This is a genomic window from Pseudomonas sp. zfem005, assembly GCF_032621735.1.
Taxonomy (GTDB): domain Bacteria; phylum Pseudomonadota; class Gammaproteobacteria; order Pseudomonadales; family Pseudomonadaceae; genus Metapseudomonas; species Metapseudomonas solani.
In genome coordinates, this window is sequence record NZ_JAVYJE010000008.1 from 246714 (window position 1) to 269347 (window position 22634).

Below are 22634 nucleotides of genomic sequence, written 5' to 3' on the forward strand. Positions count from 1 at the left end.
GTTGGCTTTTGTGCTCCATCCCGTCGGGTTGCACCCGACCTACAGGAGCCCAGGCGGGCGCTGTGCACGGCCTGAGCTTGCGTGCCTCAGCCCAACCTGCGGGCGTGGGCGTTTTCCGCCATGGCCGCGATGCCGCTGCGGCGGTTGGCCTCGGCCGCCAGCTGGCGTTCTTCCTCGTTGGCGAAGTGCGCGTCCCAGGCCAGGACCTTGGGCGTCATCAGCTTGTGCCAGAGCGGCGGGATCATGGCGACCATGATGGTGGTGAGGTAGCCGCCGATCATCATCGGCGCGTCCGGGAAGGGGCGCAGGTCCTGGTAGGGCACTTCGCCCTGGGCGTGGTGGTGGGAGTGGCGGGTGAGGTTGAACATGCTCCAGGAGCTGATGCGCCGGTTGCTGTTCCACGAGTGACGGGGCTGCACCGGCGTGGCCGGGTTGCGCACCATGCCGTAGTGCTCCATGTAGTTGACGATCTCCAGCAGGGCCTTGCCCCACAGCGCGCAGGCGATGAAGAACAGCGCCACGCGCCAGCCACCGATGCCCCAGGCGGCGGCCACCAGCAGCAGGCTCATGGCGTGCCCGCGCAGCACTGCGTTGTGCCAGCCGAACAGGCTTTGGCCCTTCCTGGCGAGGCGGCGGCGCTCGATGTGCCAGGCGCTGAGGTTGCCCTTGAGGGTGGAGGCGAGCACGTGCCAGTAGACGTTGCGCCCACGCGGCGCGGTGGCCGGGTCTTCGGTGGTGGAGACGTAGCGGTGGTGGCCGTAGACGTGCTCGATGGCGAACACCGTGTCGAAGCTGAAGGCCAGCAGCCAGCGGCCGATGAGCATGGAGACCCGGTCCCAGGTGCGGTGGGTGAGTTCATGGGCGGTGATGGTGCCGATCATGCCGATCATCAGGCCGGTGAGCAGCCAGGCCGAGACGTGGTGGATGCCGGCGGTGGCGTCGCGGGCGGCGATCAGGTCATGGCCGCTGAGGCGGCTTAGGGCCGCGCCGAAGCCCAACGGGTCGCCTGCGCTGACGCTCCACAGCGCCGCGAAGACGATGAAGCCGAGCAGCGGCAGGGCCAGCCACAGCTGGACGGTGAGGATGCCGGGGTGCTTGAAGTGCGGGGTGCTGGTGTCGTCCCCCGCGATGGCATCGCCGACGAGGTAGAAGGCGAGGATCGCCAGCAGCCCGGCGCTGGTCCAGATGCCACCGGCCAGCAGGGACAGTGCGGCGAGCAGCCCGATGCCCTGGAACAGGAAGTACTTCAGGTAGTGCAACGCATTCATGGTGGTTTCTCTTGTTGTGGTGATCAGGCGTCGGCCAGGGCCGCCGGTGCGGTGGTGGTGAAGCGGTCGGCGTGGATGTGCTCGGGCGCCACGCCCAGGCCGCGCAGCAGTGCACTGGCGCTGTCGATCATCGCGGGCGGGCCGCAGAGGTAGGTGTGGGCGCCGGGCTCCAGCAGCGCCGGGATCTGCGTCGTGACCAGCCCGCGCGCGCCGCTCCAGGGCGTCTCGGGGGTGATATCGGAGAGCACCGGAACGAAGCGGAAGGGCGCGGGCCATCGGGCGGCGATGGCGGTGAGGTCCGCCAGGGCGTAGAGGTCGCGCTGCTGGCGAGCGCCGAACAGCAGGGCGGCCGGGCGGGTGACGCCAGCGGCCAGGGCCTCCTGCAGGATCGCCAGCAGGGGCGCCAGGCCGCTGCCGCCGGCGATCAGCAGCAAGGGCGCTGTTGCGGGGCGCAGGTGGAAGTCGCCCTGGGGCCCTTCGAGCACCAGGCCCTGGCCCAGCAGCGGGCGTTCGTCCACCCACCCGGTGAAGGCGCCGCCGGGCACCTTGCGGATGAAGAAACCGACCTGGGCATCGGGCTGCATCGGCGTGCAGAAGGAGAACGGCCGCGGCTGGCCGGGCAAGGCGTCGAGGGTCAGCGTCGCGTACTGGCCGGCCTTGTAGGGCAGGGCCTCGTCGAGTTGCACCAGCAGGTGGGTGATGTCGTGGGTGAGCCTCTGCTGGCCGACCACCTTGCCGCGCACGCGGCGCCTGGCGCTGTGCCGGGCGAGGTCGACCTCGATGCGCAGGTCCCCCTGGGGCACGCTCTGGCAGGCGAGGATGTAGCCCTGGTCCAGCTCCTCGTCCGTGAGCACGTAGCTGGCCTCGGTCAGCTCGCGCACGCGGCCGGACAGCAGCCTGCACTTGCAGGTGGCGCAACCGCCCACGCGGCAGCTGTGGGGGAAGTCGATGCCGTGGCGCAGGGCGGCCTGCAGCAGGGTTTCCTTCGGGTTCACCAGGATCTCGGTGGCGTTGATCCGCACCTGGCTGGGGCGGGATCGGGAGCGGAATGGAAACATGCGTCCTCCTGTTGTGATTGTTGGGTCGGACGGCTGAATCCTAGGGGCGTCGCCGGGGAGGAAGAGAGGGCCTCAATTGACATTCTGGGGGTCATTAAATGACACTTTCGCCCCCGCCAGATACGAGCCACAGAGGCGCCCATGCCTGACTTCCGACTCCCCGTGCAGTACCTGCGACAGGTCGCGGAACAGCTGCGGGTGATGGGCGTTGCCCCGGGCGATTGGTTGGCCGATTGCGGCGTGGCCCCCGCGCTGCTGGACGACCCGGAGTACCAGCCCGGCATCGAGCTGTTCGGGCCGCTGATGCAGCAGGCGCTGCGGCTCAGCGGAGAGCCGGCGCTGGGGCTGCTGATCGGCGAGCGGCTGGGTGTCGGCAGCCACGGCGTTCTCGGTTTCGCCGCGCTGCAGGGCGGCTCCCTGCGCCAGGTCATCCAGCTGCTGGAGCGCTACCTGGCGGTGCGCACCACCCTGGCCCGGGTGCAACTCGGCGGGGAACCGGCCCAGGCCCGTGAGCACCTGCGCTTCATGGCCGAGTACCCGCTTGGCGAGGTGGAGCAGACGGTGATGGAAGCGGTGATGCTGGCGGTGAAGAACATCTTCGACGCCATCACCCCGGCCGGGCGCTCGGCCAGCCGCATCAGCTTCCCGGCCCCGCAGCCCACCTACGCGGCACTGGCCGAGCAGCTCTTCGGCTGCCCGGTGGACTATGCGCAGTCCTGGGCCGGCTTCACCTTCGACACGGCGATGCTGGATACACCGCTGCGCATGGCGGACCCTTCCGCCTTCCGCGAGGCGGAGCTGATCTGCCAACGCGAGCTGAAGAAGCTGGGGGAGAAGAGCTCCCTGGGGGCGCGGGTGCGCCGGCTCATCCTCGAACGGCAGAACGCCTTCCCCAGCCTCGTCACCATCGCGCGCCTGCTCTACATGACGCCTCGCACGCTGCACCGCCGCCTGCTCGCGGAAGGCACCAGCTACAAGCAGATCCTCAAGGAAGTCCGCCACGTGCTGGCCATCGAACACCTCCGCGCCGGCCGGCTGACGGTGGAGGAAATCGCCCAGGTCCTGGGCTACAGCGACGTGGCCAACTTCCGGCGCGCCTTCAAACAATGGGAAGGCGTGGCGCCCTCGGCTTTCGTCGCCCCGTAGGTTGGCGCCGAGCGCAGCGAGGCCCAACGTGGCGTGGTGCGCGGCTGTGGCTCAGCTTGATGGGTTTCGCGGAGCTCTACCCATCCTACGAGGCATCTCCGCGTTGGCTTTTGTGCTTCGCCTTGTCGGGTTGCACCCGACCTACAGGCGTTCGTGCGGGCACGGAATTGGAGACGACCCCGGTTACGTAGGATGGGTAGAGCCGTGCGAAACCCATGCTGTCAGGGTCTCAGGCAATGGGAAGGCGTGCCGCCCTCGGCGTTCGTGGCCGGGCCGTAGGTTGGCGCCGAGCGCAGCGAGGCCCAACGTGGCGGGGGGCGATTTGGGTGATGCCTGTGGCGTCGCTTGATGGGTTTCGCGGAGCTCTACCCATCCTACATGTGCCCAACCCCGTCGCCGAGTGTGCGCATCACCTGCCGTGCGGCTTCGAAATCCGCCGTGGCGAAGCCTTCGCTGAAGCTGTCCATCAGCGCGCCGAGTTCGCGGCTGGCGCGGGTGTGCTTGCCTTGGCGGATCCACAGGCGGGCGAGGCTGGTGGTGGCGCGCAGCTCCCAGGATTTCATCCCGTGCTGGCGGGCCATGGCCTGGGCTTTCTGCAGCAGTTCCTCGCCTGGCCCTGACCAGCCGCCGTCGGTGCCGGCGAGCAGCAGTTCGCCCTGGCAGCGGATGAGTTCCGGCAATGCCGAGAGGTCGTCGGCGCCGGAAGCGTGGGTGATGGCCATGTCGATCAGGCGCATGGCGTCGGCGGCGCGCCCGCGCTGGGCCAGCACCGTGCACAGCGCCGAGGTGTAGGGGGCGAGGTAGGAGGCGAAGCGCACCTGGCCGAGTTGCTCCAGCGCCGGGCTGATGATGCGCTCATAGGCGTCCGCTTCGCCTTGCCAGAGTGCGTAGAGCCCCTTCCAGAATTCGCCGCCCCAGAACTGCCCGGCGCCCACCGTGGCTGAGCCGGGGTGGTGCCAGCTGCGGGCGTCGAGCAGCTGCTGGCTGGGGGTGGCCAGGGCCGCCACGCCGCCGGTGAGCAGGGCGATGGGGCAGGCGCTCATGGTGAGCACGTGCCAGCGGCTGGCGAGGTGGCCGCTGGCGTCGGCCTGGCGCTCGGCCTCCCGCAGGGTGGCGGTGGCCTGGTCGGGGAAGCCCTGCAGCCACAGGGTGTAGGCCAGCGCGCAGAGGGCGACGGCCTTCTGGTCATAGGCGTAGCGCAGCAGATGGCGGTGGCGCAGGGCGTCGGGGTAGCCCCGGAGCATGTCCTCCAGGCCGCTGCGGGTGGCGTCCAGCTGGCCCAGGCAGAGTCGGGACAGGGCGACCATGCGCTGGGCCACGAAGGCGTCGCCGCTGTCGGGGTGGCGCTGGCAGAGCCGCAGGAAGTCCTCGGCGATCTGCAGGTTCTGGGTGTAGGGACCGTTGAGGTAGCCATGGGCCCAGAGCCCCCAGGTGGCCAGGGCCTGGTGGTCGTATTCGTCGAGGCGCTCGGCGATGGCCAGGGCATGGCGGAAGGCCTCGCGGGTCTCCACGGTGGCGCCGATGTAGAGCAGCGCCTTGCCCCGGGCGACCTCCAGCTTCATCACCTTGCGCTCGAACAGCTCCGGCTTGGTGAGGTGGGCGAGGGCGCGGCTGGCGCTGGCCAGGCATTCGGACACCTGCGAGCGGTGCAGCCAGAACGGCAGGGCGGCGATGCTCAGGTCGATGCCGAGCACCGTGCCCTGGGCCTCGTCCAGGGTCCAGCGCAAGGCCTCGCGGAGGTCCTCCTGCAACCCCTCGCAGAGCAGGCAGGGGGCCGAGCCGCCCAGCTCCCAGAAGGGTGCCGCGCGGGAGAACACCTCCAGCAGGTAGAGCGCGTGCAGGCGCCGGGTTATGGTCAGTTCGGCGCGCTCGCGGAGCTTCTCGTGGGCGTAGCTGCGGGTGACTTCCAGCAACCGGTAGCGGGGGCCGCTGTCTTCCTGGCGCAGGGTCAGCAGGGACTTGCTCACCAGGCTGTCGATGCCCGCCAGCACGGCGTCCGCGTCCAGGTCCGCGCCGACGCCCACCGCCAGCGCGCCTTCGAGGCCGAAGGCGCCGACGAACACACCGAGGCGCTGCAGCAGGATGCGCTCCGGCGCGGCCAGCAGGTTGAAGCTCCAGTCCAGGGTGGCGCGCAGCGTCTGCTGCCGGGGCAGGGCCGAACGGTTGCCGCCGCTGAGCAGGTCCAGCTGGCTTTCCAGGCGCTCGGCCACCCGCACCAGGCCCAGGGTCGCCACCCGTGCGGCGGCCAGCTCGATGGCCAGGGGGATGCCGTCCAGGCGCCGGCAGATGCGTGCTTCCAGCTCCGCCGTGACGATGGGCGAAAGGGCGCGCGGCTGGCCATGCTCCAGGCGCGCCTCGAACAGGCGCACGGCGCTGGCGGCCATCACCTCCGGCAGTTCGGCGCCGGCGGCGGGCACTTCCAGCGGGGCGACGCGGAACAGGTATTCGCCTTCGATGCGCAGGGGCTCGCGGCTGGTGGCCAGCACCTGCAGGGTGGCGTTGGCGCGCAGCAGCGTTTCCACGGCCCCTGCGGCAGCGTCGATCAGGTGCTCGCAGTTGTCGATCAGCAACAGGATGCGGCTGCCCACCAGGCCCATGGCCAGCTGTTCCAGGCTGGCCTTGCCGGCGGAGGGGGCCAACCCCAGCGCCGCGGCGAGGGTGGGGACCAGGAACTGGTCGGTGGACAGCGGCGCCAGGTCGGCGATGCACACCCGGTCGGGGAAGTGCGCGGCCACGGCCCGGGCGGCCTCCAGGGCGAGACGGGTCTTGCCGATGCCGCCGGGGCCGACCAGGGTCACCAGGCGCTGCTGGTGGATGCTCGCCTGCAACTCGGCGAGGGCCTGCTCGCGGCCGATCAGGCGCGACAGGCTGGCGGGCAGGTGCAGGCGCTCACGGGGCGGGGCCGGCTCGGGTGGGGCGGCGAACTGGTAGCCGCGCCCGGAGACGGTGCGGATCAGCCTGCGCTCGCCACCCAGGGCCTTGCGCAGCAGCGAGACCTGCACCTCCAGGGTGTTTTCCTCGACGATGCGCCCCGGCCAGATGGCCTGCATCAGCGCATCCTTGCTGACCACCTGGCCGTTGGCCGCGATCAGCGCGAGCAGCAGGTCGAAGGCCCGGCCCTGCAGTTCCACCGGCTGGCCATGGACCTGCAACAGGCGTTGCGCGGGCGTCACCTCGCAATGGCCGAAACGGATCGGGGCGGGGGGCAGGGCGTTCATTGCACGGCCTCACGGGGCAGGGTGAATGGCGCGGTGGTTCGGCGATTTAGGGCGCAGGATGCAGCCAGGTCGATGAAAAGTTGGCTCTGTGCAAGGGCGCGCGGTGCTTAAGCTAATCACAAAAATCAGGAATCTTCAGGTTTTCGCAAGGACGTTTTTCCGCCGCTTCGCTAGGCTGGAATTCTCGATGGATAAACGTTGTTCCGATGCTGCTTGTCCAACCCCGTGGAGGGGCCCATGCACGCCTTGCGAACCCTGGGAATCGTCCTGTCGCTGTACACCGCCGGAGCGGCCCATGGCGACCCGCTGCAACTGGCCGTGGAGCCCTTCGCGCTGCTGCCCGAAGACGTGCGCTACCCCGAGGGGCTGGCCGTCGCCCCCGACAGCGGTGAGGTCTTCGTCGGCACCTTCGATGCGCGCCTGCCGGCCGAGCAGCGCAACAACCAGGTGCTGCGTTTCTCCGCCAAGGGCGAGCTGCTGGCGCGGCGCTCGTTCGGTGCCACGCCGCTCACCGGCCTGGCCTTCGCCGAGGGCCAGCTGTACATCCTCAACTTCGGTGCGGGGCGCCTGCAGCGGCTGGCGGCGAACTTCGACGAAAGCACCCCGGTGCAGGACGTGGTGCAGTTCGCGACCCTGATCCCGGCCGCCCCTGAGGCGCGGCAGGTGACCAACCCCGACGACAGCCGCGACCGCATCACCTTCGGCTCCAGCGGCATGCCCGGCCCCAACGGCATGGTCTTCGACCGGGTTGGCAACCTCTACGTCTCGGACTCCTTCCAGGGCGCGCTGCTGCGCATCGCCAACGCCATCCACTGCGCCCCCTGCGAGGTGGAGACGCTGTCCCGCGACCCGTTGCTGGCCACGGCGGGCTTCCTGCCCTTCGGCGCCAATGGTCTGGCCTTCGACGCCGACGAGCGCGTGCTCTACATCAACAACGCCGGCGATGGCCGGGTGCTGCGCATGACGATGCCCTCGGGCCCGCTGGAGGTGTTCGCCGAAAGCCTGCCCGGCGCCGACGGGCTGTTGTTCCACGCGGGGTTGCTGTGGGTGGTGGCCAACCAGGCGGACCTGGTGGTCGCCCTGGATGCCCAGGGCCTGCCGCGGGCCAGGGCCGGGGGCTTCGACGGCCTGGCCGCCGACGGCTCGCCGCGCGGGCTGCTGTTCCCCGCCAGTTCGGCGGTGCAGGGGGAACGGATGATCGTCACCAACCTGGCGCTGCCGCTGACCCCGGTCGAGGGTGATGAGTGGGAGGAGCGCGTCACGCGCTGGAACCTCATGCAGTTCCGCCTGCCCGGCCGCCCTACGGGAGATTGACCGATGAGCTCTGAACAGGACATGGCAGTGAACCCACAGCGCCGTGCGCTGATGCTCGGCTCCGCGACGCTGGTCGCGGCACTGGTGCTGCCCCTTGGCGGCTGCGTGCGGAATGCCTCCGCCCCAGCCAACCCGCAACCCGGCAATGGAGAGACGAAGCACATGGGCACTATCACTACGCGCGACGGTACGCAGATCTACTACAAGGATTGGGGCAGTGGCCCGGTCGTGGTACTCAGCCACGGTTGGCCGCTCAACAGCGATAGCTGGGAATCGCAGATGTTCTTCCTGGCTTCCAACGGCTACCGGGTGATCGCCCACGACCGCCGTGGCCACGGCCGCTCCAGCCAGCCCTGGAACGGCAACGAGATGAACACCTACGCCGACGACCTGGCGCAGCTGCTGGAGCACCTGGACGTGCGCGACGCCTCGCTGTTCGGCTTCTCCACGGGCGGTGGCGAGGTGGCGCGTTACATCGGGCGCCACGGCACTGCGCGGGTGGCCCGGGCAGGGCTGATCTCCGCCGTGCCGCCCTTGATGGTGAAGACCGAGAGCAACCCCGGCGGCCTGCCGATCTCGGTGTTCGACGGCATCCGCGCGGCCTCGGTGGCCGACCGTTCGCAGCTGTACAAGGACGTCGCCAGCGGCCCCTTCTTCGGCTACAACCGGCCGGGCGCCGAACCCTCACAGGGGGTGATCGACGCGTTCTGGATGCAGGGAATGCAGGCCGGGCACAAGAACGCCTACGACTGCATCAAGGCCTTCTCCGAGACCGACTTCACCGAGGACCTGAAGAAGTTCGACGTGCCCACCCTGGTGCTCCACGGCGACGACGACCAGATCGTCCCGGTGGACGCGGCGGCGCGGGCCTCGGCCCGGCTGGTGCCCCACGCCAAGCTGGTGATCTACCCGGGCGCGCCCCACGGCATCACCGACACCCACAAGGAAAAACTCAACGCGGACCTGCTGGCATTCCTGCGCAGCTGAGCAGCCACTCGCCCGCATTCCATGCGGGCACACCCTCAAGGAGAACGACGATGAGCGGCAACAAGGCATTGATAGTGGTGGACATCCAGAACGACTACTTCCCCGGCGGCCTGTGGACCCTGAGCAAGGTGGAGGCGGCCGCAGCCAAGGCGGCCCAGGTGATCGCCGCGTTCCGCGAGAGCGGCGAGCTGGTGGTGCACATCCGCCACGAGTTCACCAGCGCGGACGCCCCCTTCTTCCGCCCCGGCAGCGAGGGCGCGCACCTGCACGCCAGCGTCATCAACGCCCCCGGCGAGCCGGTGGTGCTCAAGCACTACATCAACTCGTTCCGCGAGACCGAGCTCAAGGCGGTGCTCGACAAGCATGGCGTGGACGAGGTGGTGGTGGTCGGCAACATGAGCCACATGTGCGTGGACGGCATCACCCGCGCCGCCGTCGACTTCGGCTACCGCACCACCGTGCTGCACGACGCCTGCGCCACCCTCGACCTGGAGTTCGACGGGGTCAAGGTGCCCGCCGCCCAGGTGCACGCCGCGTTCATGGCGGCGCTGAGCTTCGGTTACGCGCCGGTCATTTCCACCGCCGAATACCTCGGGCAGCACGCGAGGAACGCGGCATGAAACGGCTCATGGCACTGGCCGTGGCGGGGGCGATCGCCGCACCGGCCTCGGCCCACGAGGCGGGGGGCATCCACAGCGAGAAGGGCGGCAAGGTCGAGGCGGCCTTCGACCTGGTACACACGCGGGTCTCCCGCGATGGCGACATGCTGGTGTTCGAGCAACTGGTGGACGGCGAGGCCGGTAGCCGCGTGCCTTCGGCCAAGGGCAGCTTCGCCGGGGCCGAGGTGTACAGCTACGTCTGGCCCACCAGCCTGGACAGTGGCGCGGTGGGCTTCGAGCAGGGCTCGGGCATCCTCGCCCTGGCGCTGACCTCGCACCCGGACTTCGACGACACCCCGCAACTGGACGAGAACAAGGACGGCAAGAAGGACAACGACGGCGGCCTCTGGCACTCCCACTGGGTGGTGCTGACCAAGGAGGCCAGCTGCGGCCCCAGCGGACTCAAGGTGCGCGACATCCCCGAGGGCGCCAAGCCGAAGCTGCCGGCCACCTGGCCCGGCGCGCCGATCTTTATCGACTCGCCCGGCTACGACCTCAGCGTCAAGCAGGATGCGGCGCGGATCCGCGTGCCGCTGGCCGCCGTGGGCTTTCCGAAGAACTTCAACTACGACGGCGTCACCGCGGCGCTGCAGGTCAATGCCGACCTGCACGACCCGCTGCTGTGCGTGAGCAGCGTGTGGGACGTCGCCTCCGGCAACCTGTCGCTGCCCGCCACCTGGTCCGCCGGCGAGTGAGCCGCGCCCGGCGCCACCGGGAAGTCGTGCCCGCGTGGCGCTCCCCACCGTGATTCGACAAGGAGCAGAGCATGAACAAGCTGACCACCGCCGCCGGCGCGCCCGTCGTCGACAACAACAATGTGCAGACCGCCGGCCCGCGCGGCCCGGCGCTGCTGCAGGACGTCTGGTTTCTGGAGAAGCTGGCGCACTTCGACCGCGAGGTGATCCCCGAGCGGCGCATGCACGCCAAGGGCTCCGGCGCCTACGGCACCTTCACCGTCACCGCCGACATCACCCGCTACACCCGCGCCGCGTTGTTCGCCGAGGTGGGCAAGCGCACCGAGCTGTTCGCGCGTTTCTCCACCGTCGCCGGTGAGCGTGGCGCCGCCGATGCCGAGCGGGACATCCGCGGTTTCGCCCTGAAGTTCTACACCGAGGAGGGCAACTGGGACCTGGTGGGCAACAACACCCCGGTGTTCTTCCTCCGCGACCCGCTGAAGTTCCCCGACCTCAACCACGCGGTGAAGCGCGACCCGCGCACCGGCATGCGCAGCGCACAGAACAACTGGGATTTCTGGAGCAGCCTGCCCGAGGCGCTGCACCAGGTGACCATCGTCATGAGCGACCGTGGCATCCCGCGCAGCTACCGGCACATGCACGGCTTCGGCAGCCACACCTTCAGCCTGATCAATGCCGCCAACGAGCGCTTCTGGGTCAAGTTCACCTGGCGCAGCCAGCAGGGCATCCAGAACCTCGGCGACGCCGAGGCCGCGCAACTGGTGGGCGGTGACCGCGAGAGCCACCAGCGCGACCTGTTCGGCAGCATCGAGAACGGCGACTTCCCGCGCTGGACCTTCTACATACAGGTGATGCCGGAGCGCGAGGCGGGCAGCTACGCCATCAACCCCTTCGACCTGACCAAGGTCTGGCCGCACAAGGATTACCCGCTGATCGAGGTGGGCGTGCTGGAACTCAACCGCAACCCCGAGAACGTCTTCGCCGAGGTGGAACAGGTGGCCTTCAACCCGGCCCACGTGGTGCCGGGCATCGGCTTCTCGCCGGACAAGATGCTCCAGGGCCGGCTGTTCTCCTACGGCGATGCCCAGCGCTACCGCCTCGGCGTCAACCACCTGCACATCCCGGTGAACACGCCGCGCTGCCCGGTGCACAGCTACCACCGCGACGGCCAGATGCGCGTCGACGGCAACCAGGGCGGGCGCCTGGCCTATGAGCCCAACAGCCATGGCGAGTGGGCCGAGCAGCCGGACTTCGCCGAACCGCCGCTCACCCTGGAGGGCGCCGCCGACCATTGGAACCACCGGGTCGACGAGGACTACTACTCCCAGCCCGGCGCGCTGTTCCGGCTGATGTCGGAGGCCCAGCGGCAGACCCTGTTCGACAACACCGCCCGGGCCATCAGCGGCGTTTCGGAGGCGGTGGTGGCCCGGCACATCGGCAACTGCACCCGCGCCGATGCGGCCTACGGTGCCGGCGTGGCGGCGGCCATCGCGCGGCTGGCGGGGTAGCGGGGCGTTGCCGTTCTAGGCGCGCACCCAGCGCTGGCGCGTCCAGCCGCTGAGGGCGTCGACGGCGAACACCAATGCCAGCATGGCGAGGATCACGCTGCTGGCCTGGGCTTCCTGGAACAGGCTGAGGCTGACGTAGAGCATCTGCCCCAGGCCGCCGGCGCCGACGAAGCCGAGCACGCTGGCCATGCGGATGTTGTTTTCCCAGCGGTACAGCGAGTAGGCCAGCAGCTGCGGCCAGAGGTTGGGCAGGGTGCCGTAGCAGAAGGCGGCCACTTGCCCGCCGCCCTGTTGGCGGATGGCCTCGGCCGGGGCCGTGGGGGTGTTCTCCAGGGCTTCGGCGAACAGGCGGCCGAGCACGCCGGCGGTGTGCAGGGCCAGGGCCAGGGTGCCGGCGTTGGGGCCGAGGCCGGCGGCGAGCACCATCAGCGCGGCCCAGACCAGCTCGGGAATGGCGCGCAGGCCGTTGAGCAGCAAGCGGGTGAGGGCCTGCAGGGGCTTGCCGAAGCGCCCGGCGGCGGGCAGCGCCAGGAGCAGCCCGAGGAGAGCCGCCAGCAGGGTGCCGAGGGCCGACATGGCGAGGGTTTCCAGGGCGCCGTGGGCGATGGCCTGCAGGTGGGGGCCGCTCAGGTCCGGCTGCAGGAAGCGCGCGGCGTAGGCGCCCATCTGCTTGAGGTTGCCGACTTCGGTAAGAGCGAGCAGGTCCAGCCCCAGGTAGAGGAAGGAGGCGAAGACGGCAGCGAGGGCCGCCAGCAGCAGGGCGGCATTGGCCAGGCGCTTCATGCCAGCCTCCCGCGCAGCATGCGGCTGAGCTGGTCGGCGAGCAGCACCAGGAGGAAGAAGGTCAGCAGCATGCTGGCCACCTCGCCGCCGGCGAACATGCGCAGCGACAGGTCGATCTGCTGGCCCAGGCCGCCAGCGCCGACGAAGCCCATCACCACCGAAGCGCGGATGGCGCATTCCCAGCGGTACAGGGTGTAGGAGGTCAGCTCGGCGGCGGCGTTGGGCAGCAGGCCGTAGACGAAGGCGCCCAGGCGGCCACTGCCGGCCTGCAGCAGGGCGTGCATGGGGCGCTGGTCCACCGATTCGAGGATTTCCGCATAGACCTTGCCGAGCATGCCGGCGTAGGTGATGGCGATGGCCAGCACGCCCGCAGTGGGGCCGAGGCCGACGGCGCGGACGAAGAGCAGCGCCCAGACGATTTCCGGCACGCTGCGCAGGACGATCAGCAGCCCGCGGATGGGCCAGCGCAGGGCCTGGCCGAGGGCGCTCGGGCGCCCGCCACGGGAGGCGGCGGAGAGCGACAGGGCGCGGCTGGCGGCGAGGCCAGCGGGCACCGCCACCAGCAGCGCCAGGGCCATGCCGGCGGTGGCGATGGCCAGGGTCTGCAGGGTGGCGTCCAGCAGCAGGGCGAGGAAGTCGGGCGTATGCGCCGGTGGCCAGAAGCCGGCGACGAAGCGGCCCATCTCGCTCTGGCTGTCGGCTTGCAGCAGCACGCTCGGGTCGAGCTCGGCCAGGCGGATGCCGGGCCACAGCAGCGCGACGGCTAGCAGCGTCAGCAGCAGGCGGGGCAGGGCGGCGGGGTCGCGGGTGTCGCGGCTCAGCATCGGGGGATCTGCAGGGGCAGCGTCGCCGATGGCGGCTGCGGCGAGGCCAGTTGCTCGTTGGCGTAGAGCGCGTCGAGCAGCGCCTGGTCGACCTCGGCGGCGGGACGGTCGAAGGCGATGCGGCCCTCGCGTACGCCGATGATGCGCGGGAAGTGCGCCAGGGCCAGGTCCACCGCGTGGAGGCTGGCCACCAGTGTCACGCCCTGGGCGCTGGCGTGGCGGCAGAGCACGCTGAGGGTGTGGTCGGCGAGCACCGGGTCCATCGCCGAGACCGGTTCGTCGGCGAGCAGCAGCTGCGGGTCCTGGTACAGCGCGCGGGCGATGCCGACCCGTTGCAGCTGGCCGCCGGAGAGCTGCTGGCACTGGGCGAACAGCTTGTCGGCCAGGTCCAGCCGGGCGAGCACGGCGCGGGCGCCCGGGACATCCAGCGGGTGCAGCAGGTTGAGCAGGGCGCGGCCCAGCCCCCACTGGCCGAGCTTGCCGGCCAGCACGGCGGTGACCACCCGTTGCCGGGGCGGCAGGGGCGGTGCCTGGTGGATCAGGCCGATGCGTGCGCGCAGGCGTTGCCGGGCTGCGGCGGAGCAGGCCCAGGGGCGTTCGCCGAGCAGCTCCACCTCGCCCGAGCTGGGGCGCATGGCGCCGGCCAGCAGGGACAGCAGGCTGGATTTGCCGGCCCCGGACGGGCCGATGATGGCGACCCGCTCGCCGCTGGCGATGGCCAGGTCGACGCCACGCAGGGCCTGGACGCCGGTGCCGTGTCGCAGGCCGGCGTCGGTGAGGCGCAGGCTCATTTCAGCAGGTCGGCGGCCCGGGCGGCTTCCTCGATGCCTTTGTAGTTGTCCGGCTGGGTCTCGATGAAGCGGCTGGCGGCCTGCAGGTCGAGGATGGCCTTGTGCTCGGGGTTGGCCGGGTCGAGGGCGAGGAAGGCCTTCTTGATCTTCTCGGCCAGCGCCGGGTCGAGGGTGCCGCGCACGGTCCAGTTGTAGTCGTAGTAGGCCGGGGTGGTGGCGAACACGCGCACCTTGCTGGTGTCGACCTTGCCGGCGGCGACCAGCTTGTCCCAGACGCTGGCATTCAGTACGCCGCCGTCCACCTTGCCGGCCTGCACCCAGGCAGCGGTGGCGTCATGGGCGCCGGAGTAGCCGATGCGGCTGAAGTAGCCCTCCGGCTTGATGCCGTCCTTGAGCATGAAGTAGCGCGGCATCAGGCTGCCGGACGTGGAGGAGATGGAGCCGAAGGCGAAGGTCTTGCCCTTGAGGTCGGCCAGGGACTTCACCGCAGGGTCGGCGGTGATGAACTTGCTGGTGAACTGGGCATCCTGCTCGCGCTGCACCAGGGGGATGGCGTTGCCGGTCTTCAGGCGCACCTGGACGAAGGTGAAGCCGCCCAGCCAGGCGAGGTCCAGGCGGTCGGTGGCCAGCGCCTCGACCACCGCCGGGTAGTCGGCCACCGGGACGAACTGCACCGGCATGCCCAGCTCCTTCTCCAGGTAGGCGCCCAGCGGCTTGAACTTGCGCAGCAGCTCGGTGGGGGCCTCGTCGGGGATGGCGCTGACCTTCAGCACCTCGGCGGCCTGGGTGGCCAGCATGGACAGGGACAGGGTGAGGCCGGCGGTGGCGGCCAGGATGCGCTTGAGCATGGGGATTCTCCGGTTCAATAGCGGAAAAGGTGCGCAGCGGTCGCGCGTCGGGCGCGCTTGCTGAGGGTAGACGAATCGGCGGCGATTATAGGGATGGGAGGCGCAAACGCCAGCTTTGCTAGAATCCGCCGCCATCAGAGTTGCGAGGTGTGTGATGAGCGAGCCGATCCGTTTGACCCAGTACAGCCATGGCGCCGGTTGCGGCTGCAAGATCTCCCCCAAGGTGCTGGAGGTGATCCTCGCCGGCAGCGGCGCGCAGAACCTCGACCCGCGCCTGTGGGTCGGCAACGCCTCGCGTGACGACGCGGCGGTGTACGCCCTGGACGACGAGCGCGGCGTGGTCTCCACCACCGACTTCTTCATGCCCATCGTCGACGACCCCTTCGACTTCGGCCGCATCGCCGCCACCAACGCCATCAGCGACATCTACGCCATGGGCGGCGACCCGCTGATGGCCATCGCCATCCTTGGCTGGCCGGTGAACCTGCTGCCGCCGGAAGTGGCCCGCGAGGTGATCCGTGGCGGTCGCGCGGTGTGCGACGCCGCCGGCATCCCCCTGGCCGGCGGCCATTCGATCGACGCGCCGGAGCCGATCTTCGGCCTGGCCGTCACCGGCGTCGTGGAGAAGCGCCACATGAAGCGCAACGACACCGCCACCCCCGGCTGCAAGCTCTACCTGACCAAGCCGCTGGGCATCGGCATCCTCACCACCGCCGAGAAGAAGGCCAAGCTGCGCGCCGAGGACGTGGGCCTGGCCCGCGACTGGATGTGCACCCTGAACAAGCCCGGCAGCCGCTTCGGCAAGCTGGCCGGCGTGCAGGCGATGACCGATGTCACCGGTTTCGGCCTGCTCGGCCACCTGGTGGAGATGGCCGACGGCGCCGGCGTCACCGCGCAGCTGGATTACGCCAGCGTGCCGCGCCTGCCGGGTGTCGAGCACTACCTGGCCGAAGGCTGCGTGCCCGGCGGCACCCTGCGCAACTTCGACAGCTACGGCGAGCGCATCGCGCCGATCACCGATGCCCAGCGCGACCTGCTGTGCGACCCGCAGACCAGCGGCGGCCTGCTGGTGGCGGTGAGCCCGGAGGGCGAGGCGGAGTTCCTCGCCGTGGCAGCCGAGCTGCGGTTGACGCTGGCGCCCATCGGCCAGCTGATCGAGCGACAGAGCCACGCGGTAGAGGTGCTGTGATGCGCGACAACGCCACCGACTACCGCGAGCTCTTCCTCAACGACGTTCCCATGATGGATATGCGCGCCCCGGTGGAATACACCAAGGGCGCCTTCCCCAATACCGAAAGCCTGCCGCTGATGACCGACATCGAGCGGCAGAAGGTCGGCACCTGCTACAAGCAGAAGGGCCAGCAGGCCGCCATCGAGCTGGGCCACCAGCTGGTCTCCGGCAAGGTCAAGGCGGAACGGGTGGCGGCCTGGGCCGCCTTCGCCAGGGCCCACCCCGAGGGTTACCTGTACTGCTTCCGTGGCGGCCTGCGCTCGCAGATCGTGCAGCAGTGGCTGAAGGAGGCGGGCATCGATTACCCGCGGGTGATCGGCGGCTACAAGGCGATGCGTACCTTCCTCATCGAGACCCTCGATGCCGCGGTCGCGGAGTGCGATTTCATCATCGTCGGCGGCATGACCGGCACCGGCAAGACCGAAGTGGTGGCGGCGCTGGCCAACAGCATCGACCTCGAGGGGCATGCCAACCACCGGGGCTCCAGCTTCGGCAAGCGCGCCACGGGGCAGCCCTCGCAGATCGACTTCGAGAACCGCATCGCCGTCGACCTGCTCAAGCGCCGCGCCCGTGGGCAGCAGCAGTTCGTGCTGGAGGACGAGAGCCGCATGATCGGCGCCTGCTCGTTGCCGCTGTCGCTGCACCAGGGCCTGCAGCGCTTCCCGCTGGTGTGGCTGGAGGACAGCCTGGAAGGGCGCATCGAGCGGATACTCAAGGACTATGTGACCAACCTGGCCGCCGAGTTCCGCATCGTGCAGGGCGAGGAGCAGGGCTTCGAGCGCTTCGCCGAGCGCCTGCTGCAGAGCATGGACAACATCCAGAAGCGCCTCGGCGGCGAACGCCACCAGCGCCTGCGCGCGGTGATGCAGGAGGCCCTCGACGAGCAGCGCCGCAGCGGCGCGGTGGAGCTGCACCGCGGCTGGATCGAGGGGCTGCTGCGCGAGTACTACGACCCGATGTACGCCTACCAGCGCGAGGCCAAGGGCGCGCGCATCGAGTTCGCCGGCGACGCCCCGGCGATCCTCGCCTACCTGCAGGCGCGCCAGGCGCAGCGCTAGTCAGGGATAGGCGCGCTCGAAGGCGCCGAGGTCGCAGTTGGCCAGGCCGTCGCCGTTGCCGTCGCGCTGGCGGTCGAGCCCGCGCTGGTCGTGACTGGAGCAGTTGCCCACGCCGACGTCGATGGCGGCGCTGGTGCGGCGCAGCGGGTGCACCCAGGCGCCGTTGTTTTCCTGCAGGGGGAACAGCTGGTGGGTGAAGGTCGCCTCGTCGGCGATGTAGTTCTCCGCCAGGCAGTTGCTGCCGTCTGTGCCCAGTAGCAGACCACGGGCGCGGAAGTCGACGGCGCCCGGCAGGCTCTGGCAGTTGCGCACCTCGTCGAACTCAGTGGCGCGGTTGCCGGCGACGATGCTGTTGCGCAGCAGCAGGTCGCCCCGGTTGGTGACGCCCCAGCCGTCGTTGCCGGCGATGGTCACGTGCAGCAGCTCGGCGCGGGACTGGGCGGACAGCTGCGGCAGGAAGGGGTGGCCGTTCTCGAAGGCGCCCCGTTCGATGCTGCGGTTGCCGCTGAGGGTGCTGTTGGCCAGGCGCAGTTGCCCGGCATTGGCGATGGCCGCGCCGTAGCCGCTCCTGAGCACCTCGTTGGCCTGGAAGGTGGTGCGGGCGATGTCCGCCGAGCCCTGGTTGTAGAGCCCGCCACCCATGCCCCATTCGCCGTAGTCGGACGCCCGGTTGGCGTTGAACAGGCTGTCGCGGACGGTGAGCGTGCCCTCGTTGTACAGGGCGCCGCCCTTGCCGGCGCTCTGGGCTTCCTCACCGAAGTTGCGGTTGTCGCGGAAGGTCGAGCGGTGCACCTCCAGCATGCCGAAGTTGGCGATGGCGCCGCCGTTGCCGGCCTGCGCGGCCGGGTAGGGCATGTAGACGAACACGCGGTTGTCCACCAGCTCCACCTGGTTGAGCTGCACCTGGCCGTAATTGAGCAGGGCGCCGCCGTCGTAGATCTGCTGGCCACCGGTGAGGCCGAGGCTGCGCAGCTTCAACTGGGCGCCGGCGTGCACGTGGAACAGGCGGTCCAGGCGGTTGGCATTAAGGCGGGTCACCGTCGCGCCCCGGCCGACCAGGCTGACCTGCCCATGTACGTCGAAGTCGCCGATGGCGTTGGCGTCTTCGTCCACGGGCCAGTTGCCGGCCGGGTCGGGGTTGGCCTTCTGCAGCAGGTAGTCGCCGGCGCCGAGGAGGATGACGGTCTCCCCCGGCGTGGCATTGGCGGTGGAAATGGCCTCGCGCAGGGAGCAATGGGCCTGGGTGCACTGGCCGTCGTCTTCATCGGCGAAGGTGTTGACGCGCAGCTCCAGCGCATCGGCGGCCAGCGGGGCGGCAAGGGCGAAAACGAGCGACAGCGAACGGTGGCAATGGCCTGGCATGGGAAGGTCCTCAGATGGGGGAATCAGCGCTCGATTGCACGACTGAGGCCGCTGAGGTACGACAGTGCGTCGCGAAAATGGTGCCGGGCTCGTTGCGCGCAGCCCCTACGGCGGGGCTGCGGCTGTTCGTAGGATGGCGTAGAGCGCAGCGAAACCCATCAGCAGGCCTGACCCACCGAGTTGCGTATCAGCGCTCGGTGCGCGCAGCACACCCTATGGCGGGGCTGCGGCTGTTCGTAGGATGGTGTAGAGCGCAGCGAAACCCATCACGGCACGCTCGGGACTATTCCACGGGATCGAAACGCTCCTGGGCGTCCATGCGGATACCGCGCAGCTGCCGTGTGTCCAGGTACGAGGCGTAGAGGGGGTCGGCGCAATAGCCGATCAGCAGGGTGCGACGGCGGCCGCCGAGGGTGTTGAGGCTGCCGGCGTGCACCAGGTCGGCATCGAACACCAGGATGTCCCCTGCGTTGCCCGAGAGCTGCAGGGTGCGGGTTTCGTCATTGACGTCGAGCGGCGGTTCTCCCGCTGCGGGGCGGTGGCTGCCGGGGACGATGCGCGTCGCGCCGTTGTCGGGGCCGTAGTCGTCGAGGTAGGCCAGGGCGTTGACGGTATCGCCGGGGCGCTGTGCCGAGAGATCACGGTGCAGTTGCTGGTAGCCGCCGCCGGCCAGGGGTTCGCGGCCTTCCACCTGGGCGAGGAAGAAGCGTTCGCCGATCAGTTCGCCCACCGCCGCCAGCACCGCTGGCAGGCGGCACAGGGCCTGGACCCTGGGCTCCAGGTCCAGTAGCGAATGGCGCCAGTCCCGGCCCCGGGGCACCGGCCATTGCTCCGAAGGCTTGACCCCCGCATCGAACAGGGTGCGCAGCTCGTCCAGCCACCCGGCTGGGATCGCCTGGCGCAGCAGGGCGTAGCCATCTCGATGGAGTCGTTCGCGGTCAGTCATGGTGTGCCCGATGTCCTTATCAGCCCGAAAGGGTGGAAGCATCGGGCAAGAGCCGGACGATGGGCAAGTGCTGTCTTTCGGTTGGGCACGACAGGTGCCAATGGGCCTGTGCGCGGGGCACGAATCTATGCTTGGATTACCCCTTCGGTCATCAACCGCATGGAGCGCCAGGCCGCCCCCGTGACGTATTCGAGACTCGGCGCAACCTTGCTGTGCCTGCTGCTCTGCCTCCCCGCAAAGGCGGCGCAGTACCAGGTCGTCACCGAGGAGTGGGCGCCCTACAACTACCAGCAGGATGGCCGGCTCACCGGCATGGCCACGGATATCGTCCGGGCCATCATGGCCTTGACCGGGGATGACTTCTCCGTGGCGGTGCTGCCGAGCATGCGTGCCGCCCTCGAACTGCGCACCCGCCCCAGGACCATCATGTATTCGATGTTCCGCACGCCGGAGCGCGAGCTTCTGTACAAGTGGGTGGGGCCGATCGTGGAAGAGAGCATCTATCCCTATCAGCTGGCCAATGCCGCCGAGCCGCTGGATTCCCTGGCGCAGTTGCGCCGCGCCCCGCAGATCACCACCCGCCACGCCGGCCTGGTGCCGCAGACGCTGGCCGCCCAGGGCTTCGACAACCTCGACCGCAGCGCCGCCGAAAGCCAGCAGCTCTACCGCATGCTGCTGGGCGGGCGCACGGCGGTGATCGCCGGCGACACCGACGCGGGGGTGGCCTACTACAGCGGCCAACTGGGCATCGCCCCCGGCACCTTGCGGCGCATTCCTGTGGAGCTGTATCGCTCATCGCTGTACATCGCCTTCAGCCTCGACAGTGACGATGAGGTGGTCGCCGCCTGGGGCCGCGCCCTGGAGCAGTTGCGCCGTTCGGGCGAGGTGGAGCGCATCCAGCGTCGTTATGAACAGGCCCCCGGGCGATGAAAAGGCCGTGCTGGCCCGCTGATGGCCGAGCCCCTATTGAGTGTCGAGCTTCATCAGCTGGCAGATGGCCTGGTACAGCGGGCTGCCCGGTTCGCCCAGTTCGAGCACGACATCGAAGTGGTTCTTGCCAGGCACTGCGAGTGTGCGGCCTTCGAACCCGTTCCGCCGCCAGGCGGCCAGGAACTCGGCCGATTGCCAGGCGAACTCCTCGCTTTCCAGTGCGCCGTAGCTGGCTACCAGCTCACCGCTGCCTGCGCTTGGCAGGTGGAACAGCGGGCTGTTGCGACGGGTGTAATCGGCGTCGAACTGCATCCAGTCGTTGACGTAGGTGCTGCGCAACGGGTCCAGGTCGAACAGGCCGCTGATGGGCAGGGCCCCGCGCAGCACGTTGTCGGGCACCCCGTATGAGGCTTGCCAGCCACCGGCCAGAAGCATGCCGGTGAGGTGGCCGCCGGCGGAGCTGCCGCTCGCGTAGAGCCGCTGGGGGTCACCGCCGAATTCACCGATGTTCCGGTACAGCCAGGCCAGCGCACGGCGGGTCTGGTCGACGATATGGTCGAGCGTCACTGCCGGTGCCAGGTCGTATTCAAGCACCGCGACACAGGCGCCGGCAGCCGTCAGGGCCGGCGCCATGAAAGCGGAGTCGGCCTTGGAAAGCGCGCGCCAATAGCCGCCATGGACGAACAGCAGCACCGGCGCGTTTGGCTGGCTGCCGGGGAAGATGTCCAGCTTCTCATTCGCCCCGGGACCGTAGGGCACATCGCGGTGGCAGGGCAGGGAAGCGTGGGCGCTGTCGCTCAGTTCGCGGTACAGGAGCGGGTATCGCTCGTAGTTGTCGACGCTCGCGCGGGCGTTGTACTGGGCTTCGAAATAGGCGGCGAGTGCAGCTGGATCTTGGGGGCGACTCATGGCGTTGGGTTCCCTTCGGGTGGGGCGGAATGGTGGGGAGTGTGCTGGGTCGGCGCTGGCCCTGGGTTCAACTGCCTATGAATTTTTCGGCGAATATCCGAGCTCCGGTGACGCAATGGTCGGTGGCCCATTGCTTGATTGCGTCGACCATTGGAGGCGGCCCGCACACATAGAGGTCGAAGTTCTGCTCAGGCTCGAGGGGAACATCCAGGTGCTCGGGGATATAGCCCCGCTTGCCGCTCCAGGCCTCGCCGGGCTGGTTGACCACCGTATGCAGGGTGAACCCCGGAATGCGTTGGTGATAGCTGGCCAGGCGCTCCAGCTCGCACAGGTCGGCCTCCTGGTTGACCCCGTAGAACAGGGTGACCGGTTGCCCATGGGGGCCGCTCTCCGCCATTTCGTCGAGCATTCCGAGGAAAGCCGAAAGCCCGGTGCCGCCCGCCGCCATTACCACGGGGCGCTCCAGTTGGCGCAGGTAGAAACTGCCCAGGGGCGCTTCGAGCTCGAGGATGTCGCCGGGCTGCCAGCGCTCGCGCAGGTAGCGGCTCATCACCCCATCGGGCAGCAGCCGCACGAGGAACTGCAGCTGGTTGCTAGTGCCAGGTCGGTTGGCGAAGGAGTACGCCCGCCAGGTGTCGGTGCCCGGCACCCGCATGCGTGCGTACTGCCCAGGGAGGAAGTCCAGCTGGCGGGGTAACTGGCTGGCATCGAGCCACAGCAGTGCCGTGCTGTCGGAGACCTGCACGACCTCGCGCACAGTGGCCGTGATGCATTCGGGGCCAGCGGCATGGCAGACGCTGGAGTCGAAGTCGAAATAGAACCTGGCATCGGAGTGCACGCGGGTCTGGCAGGTGAGCATTCGGCCCTGGGCCAGGTCGGCCGGGCTCAGGGCTTCGTCATCTACATAGTCCTGGGTATAGCGGCCGCTTTCGCAGCGGCCCTGGCAGGTGCCACAGACGCCTTCACGGCAATCCAGGGGGATCTTGATGCCGGCGCGCAAAGCGGCGTCGAGGAGGATTTCATCGTTCTGCACGGGGCAGAACAGGGTCTTGCCGTCGGCGAAGCTGAAGGCAACCTTGTGTGTCATGACCTGGAGTCT

General features: G+C 69.3%; 20 protein-coding genes. 9 read left to right on the forward strand and 11 right to left on the reverse strand.

The annotated features are described in order from the left end of the window. Positions 1 to 86: 86 nt before the first annotated feature. Together RTW82_RS19195 and RTW82_RS19200 are read right to left on the reverse strand one after the other, a co-directional pair. The gene (locus tag RTW82_RS19195; RefSeq protein WP_316926084.1) at positions 87 to 1268 is read right to left on the reverse strand and encodes an alkane 1-monooxygenase; all 1182 of its coding nucleotides are present in this window, start codon (positions 1266 to 1268) and stop codon (positions 87 to 89) included. A gap of 23 nt (positions 1269 to 1291) precedes the next feature. Beyond that, the gene (locus RTW82_RS19200; RefSeq protein ID WP_316926085.1) at positions 1292 to 2326 is read right to left on the reverse strand and encodes a 2Fe-2S iron-sulfur cluster binding domain-containing protein; all 1035 of its coding nucleotides are present in this window, start codon (positions 2324 to 2326) and stop codon (positions 1292 to 1294) included. Between the two features lie 141 nt (positions 2327 to 2467). On the opposite strand from RTW82_RS19200, the gene RTW82_RS19205 reads away from it, so the two are divergent. Further along, the gene (locus tag RTW82_RS19205) at positions 2468 to 3472 is read left to right on the forward strand and encodes an AraC family transcriptional regulator (RefSeq protein ID WP_316926086.1); all 1005 of its coding nucleotides are present in this window, start codon (positions 2468 to 2470) and stop codon (positions 3470 to 3472) included. 374 nt (positions 3473 to 3846) lie between these two features. Here the strand turns inward: RTW82_RS19205 and RTW82_RS19210 are convergent, their stop codons facing one another. Further along, a complete protein-coding gene (locus RTW82_RS19210) occupies positions 3847 to 6690 on the reverse strand; it encodes an ATP-binding protein (RefSeq protein ID WP_316926087.1) in 2844 nt (947 codons plus the stop codon). 237 nt (positions 6691 to 6927) lie between these two features. Between RTW82_RS19210 and RTW82_RS19215 the strand changes: the two genes are divergently transcribed. From RTW82_RS19215 to RTW82_RS19235, 5 genes are all read left to right on the forward strand, one after another. Beyond that, positions 6928 to 8004, forward strand: a complete 1077-nt coding sequence (locus tag RTW82_RS19215) for a hypothetical protein (RefSeq protein WP_316926088.1) — start codon at positions 6928 to 6930, stop codon at positions 8002 to 8004. Between the two features lie 162 nt (positions 8005 to 8166). Beyond that, on the forward strand, positions 8167 to 8991 hold the full coding sequence (locus RTW82_RS19220) for an alpha/beta fold hydrolase (protein WP_043244011.1): 825 nt from the start codon (positions 8167 to 8169) through the stop codon (positions 8989 to 8991). 50 nt (positions 8992 to 9041) lie between these two features. After that, entirely contained in the window at positions 9042 to 9611 is a 570-nt protein-coding gene (locus tag RTW82_RS19225; RefSeq protein ID WP_043243994.1) for a cysteine hydrolase family protein, read from the forward strand. Beyond that, positions 9608 to 10345, forward strand: coding sequence for a hypothetical protein (locus RTW82_RS19230; RefSeq protein ID WP_043243993.1), 738 nt, complete (start codon positions 9608 to 9610; stop codon positions 10343 to 10345). Before RTW82_RS19225 ends, RTW82_RS19230 begins: the two co-directional genes overlap by 4 nt. 71 nt (positions 10346 to 10416) lie before the next feature. Further along, the gene (locus tag RTW82_RS19235; RefSeq protein ID WP_316926089.1) at positions 10417 to 11853 is read left to right on the forward strand and encodes a catalase; all 1437 of its coding nucleotides are present in this window, start codon (positions 10417 to 10419) and stop codon (positions 11851 to 11853) included. A gap of 15 nt (positions 11854 to 11868) precedes the next feature. On the opposite strand, the gene phnE is transcribed toward RTW82_RS19235, so the two are convergent. The 4 genes from phnE to RTW82_RS19255 are packed head-to-tail and all read right to left on the reverse strand — an operon-like array spanning position 11869 to position 15099. After that, positions 11869 to 12636, reverse strand: coding sequence for a phosphonate ABC transporter, permease protein PhnE (gene phnE / locus RTW82_RS19240; protein WP_316926090.1), 768 nt, complete (start codon positions 12634 to 12636; stop codon positions 11869 to 11871). Continuing rightward, positions 12633 to 13460 carry an ABC transporter permease gene (locus RTW82_RS19245; RefSeq protein WP_316926091.1) on the reverse strand — a complete coding sequence of 276 codons (828 nt, stop codon included), beginning with the start codon at positions 13458 to 13460 and terminating at the stop codon, positions 12633 to 12635. The genes phnE and RTW82_RS19245 overlap by 4 nt, the downstream gene beginning before the upstream one ends. After that, positions 13454 to 14251, reverse strand: coding sequence for a phosphonate ABC transporter ATP-binding protein (locus tag RTW82_RS19250; protein WP_316926092.1), 798 nt, complete (start codon positions 14249 to 14251; stop codon positions 13454 to 13456). The genes RTW82_RS19245 and RTW82_RS19250 overlap by 7 nt, the downstream gene beginning before the upstream one ends. Next, positions 14248 to 15099: a putative selenate ABC transporter substrate-binding protein gene (locus RTW82_RS19255; protein ID WP_043243985.1), complete on the reverse strand. Its 852-nt coding sequence runs from the start codon at positions 15097 to 15099 to the stop codon at positions 14248 to 14250. Before RTW82_RS19255 ends, RTW82_RS19250 begins: the two co-directional genes overlap by 4 nt. A gap of 154 nt (positions 15100 to 15253) precedes the next feature. On the opposite strand from RTW82_RS19255, the gene selD reads away from it, so the two are divergent. Next, positions 15254 to 16288: a selenide, water dikinase SelD gene (gene selD / locus RTW82_RS19260; RefSeq protein WP_021220222.1), complete on the forward strand. Its 1035-nt coding sequence runs from the start codon at positions 15254 to 15256 to the stop codon at positions 16286 to 16288. Beyond that, positions 16288 to 17388 (forward strand): tRNA 2-selenouridine(34) synthase MnmH, encoded by a 1101-nt coding sequence (mnmH, locus tag RTW82_RS19265; RefSeq protein WP_316926093.1) that lies wholly within the window; start codon positions 16288 to 16290, stop codon positions 17386 to 17388. The genes selD and mnmH overlap by 1 nt, the downstream gene beginning before the upstream one ends. On the opposite strand, the gene RTW82_RS19270 is transcribed toward mnmH, so the two are convergent. Both RTW82_RS19270 and RTW82_RS19275 read right to left on the reverse strand, forming a co-directional pair. Next, a complete protein-coding gene (locus tag RTW82_RS19270) occupies positions 17389 to 18750 on the reverse strand; it encodes a CSLREA domain-containing protein (protein WP_316926094.1) in 1362 nt (453 codons plus the stop codon). Positions 18751 to 19033: 283 nt separating this feature from the next. Then, positions 19034 to 19696: a phytanoyl-CoA dioxygenase family protein gene (locus RTW82_RS19275; protein WP_316926095.1), complete on the reverse strand. Its 663-nt coding sequence runs from the start codon at positions 19694 to 19696 to the stop codon at positions 19034 to 19036. A gap of 180 nt (positions 19697 to 19876) precedes the next feature. Here RTW82_RS19275 and RTW82_RS19280 point away from each other — a divergent pair, with 180 nt between their 5' ends. Continuing rightward, positions 19877 to 20626, forward strand: coding sequence for a substrate-binding periplasmic protein (locus RTW82_RS19280; RefSeq protein ID WP_316926096.1), 750 nt, complete (start codon positions 19877 to 19879; stop codon positions 20624 to 20626). A gap of 33 nt (positions 20627 to 20659) precedes the next feature. Here RTW82_RS19280 and RTW82_RS19285 read toward each other — a convergent pair whose 3' ends face one another. Together RTW82_RS19285 and antC are read right to left on the reverse strand one after the other, a co-directional pair. Next, on the reverse strand, positions 20660 to 21535 hold the full coding sequence (locus RTW82_RS19285) for an alpha/beta hydrolase (protein WP_316926097.1): 876 nt from the start codon (positions 21533 to 21535) through the stop codon (positions 20660 to 20662). A gap of 67 nt (positions 21536 to 21602) precedes the next feature. Next, complete coding sequence (antC, locus tag RTW82_RS19290) at positions 21603 to 22622, reverse strand: anthranilate 1,2-dioxygenase electron transfer component AntC (RefSeq protein WP_316926098.1); 1020 nt, start codon at positions 22620 to 22622, stop codon at positions 21603 to 21605. Between the last annotated feature and the right edge of the window lie 12 nt (positions 22623 to 22634).

Coding starts and splice junctions, on each gene's coding strand:
- RTW82_RS19220 (WP_043244011.1), top strand. CDS start 8,167: ATGGGCACTATCACTACGCGCGACGGTACGCAGATCTACTACAAGGAT.
- phnE (WP_316926090.1), bottom strand. CDS start 12,636: ATGAAGCGCCTGGCCAATGCCGCCCTGCTGCTGGCGGCCCTCGCTGCC.
- RTW82_RS19245 (WP_316926091.1), bottom strand. CDS start 13,460: ATGCTGAGCCGCGACACCCGCGACCCCGCCGCCCTGCCCCGCCTGCTG.
- RTW82_RS19205 (WP_316926086.1), top strand. CDS start 2,468: ATGCCTGACTTCCGACTCCCCGTGCAGTACCTGCGACAGGTCGCGGAA.
- antC (WP_316926098.1), bottom strand. CDS start 22,622: ATGACACACAAGGTTGCCTTCAGCTTCGCCGACGGCAAGACCCTGTTC.
- RTW82_RS19210 (WP_316926087.1), bottom strand. CDS start 6,690: ATGAACGCCCTGCCCCCCGCCCCGATCCGTTTCGGCCATTGCGAGGTG.
- RTW82_RS19275 (WP_316926095.1), bottom strand. CDS start 19,696: ATGACTGACCGCGAACGACTCCATCGAGATGGCTACGCCCTGCTGCGC.
- RTW82_RS19200 (WP_316926085.1), bottom strand. CDS start 2,326: ATGTTTCCATTCCGCTCCCGATCCCGCCCCAGCCAGGTGCGGATCAAC.
- RTW82_RS19285 (WP_316926097.1), bottom strand. CDS start 21,535: ATGAGTCGCCCCCAAGATCCAGCTGCACTCGCCGCCTATTTCGAAGCC.
- RTW82_RS19230 (WP_043243993.1), top strand. CDS start 9,608: ATGAAACGGCTCATGGCACTGGCCGTGGCGGGGGCGATCGCCGCACCG.
- RTW82_RS19235 (WP_316926089.1), top strand. CDS start 10,417: ATGAACAAGCTGACCACCGCCGCCGGCGCGCCCGTCGTCGACAACAAC.
- RTW82_RS19250 (WP_316926092.1), bottom strand. CDS start 14,251: ATGAGCCTGCGCCTCACCGACGCCGGCCTGCGACACGGCACCGGCGTC.
- mnmH (WP_316926093.1), top strand. CDS start 16,288: ATGCGCGACAACGCCACCGACTACCGCGAGCTCTTCCTCAACGACGTT.
- selD (WP_021220222.1), top strand. CDS start 15,254: ATGAGCGAGCCGATCCGTTTGACCCAGTACAGCCATGGCGCCGGTTGC.
- RTW82_RS19215 (WP_316926088.1), top strand. CDS start 6,928: ATGCACGCCTTGCGAACCCTGGGAATCGTCCTGTCGCTGTACACCGCC.
- RTW82_RS19195 (WP_316926084.1), bottom strand. CDS start 1,268: ATGAATGCGTTGCACTACCTGAAGTACTTCCTGTTCCAGGGCATCGGG.
- RTW82_RS19225 (WP_043243994.1), top strand. CDS start 9,042: ATGAGCGGCAACAAGGCATTGATAGTGGTGGACATCCAGAACGACTAC.
- RTW82_RS19255 (WP_043243985.1), bottom strand. CDS start 15,099: ATGCTCAAGCGCATCCTGGCCGCCACCGCCGGCCTCACCCTGTCCCTG.
- RTW82_RS19270 (WP_316926094.1), bottom strand. CDS start 18,750: ATGCCAGGCCATTGCCACCGTTCGCTGTCGCTCGTTTTCGCCCTTGCC.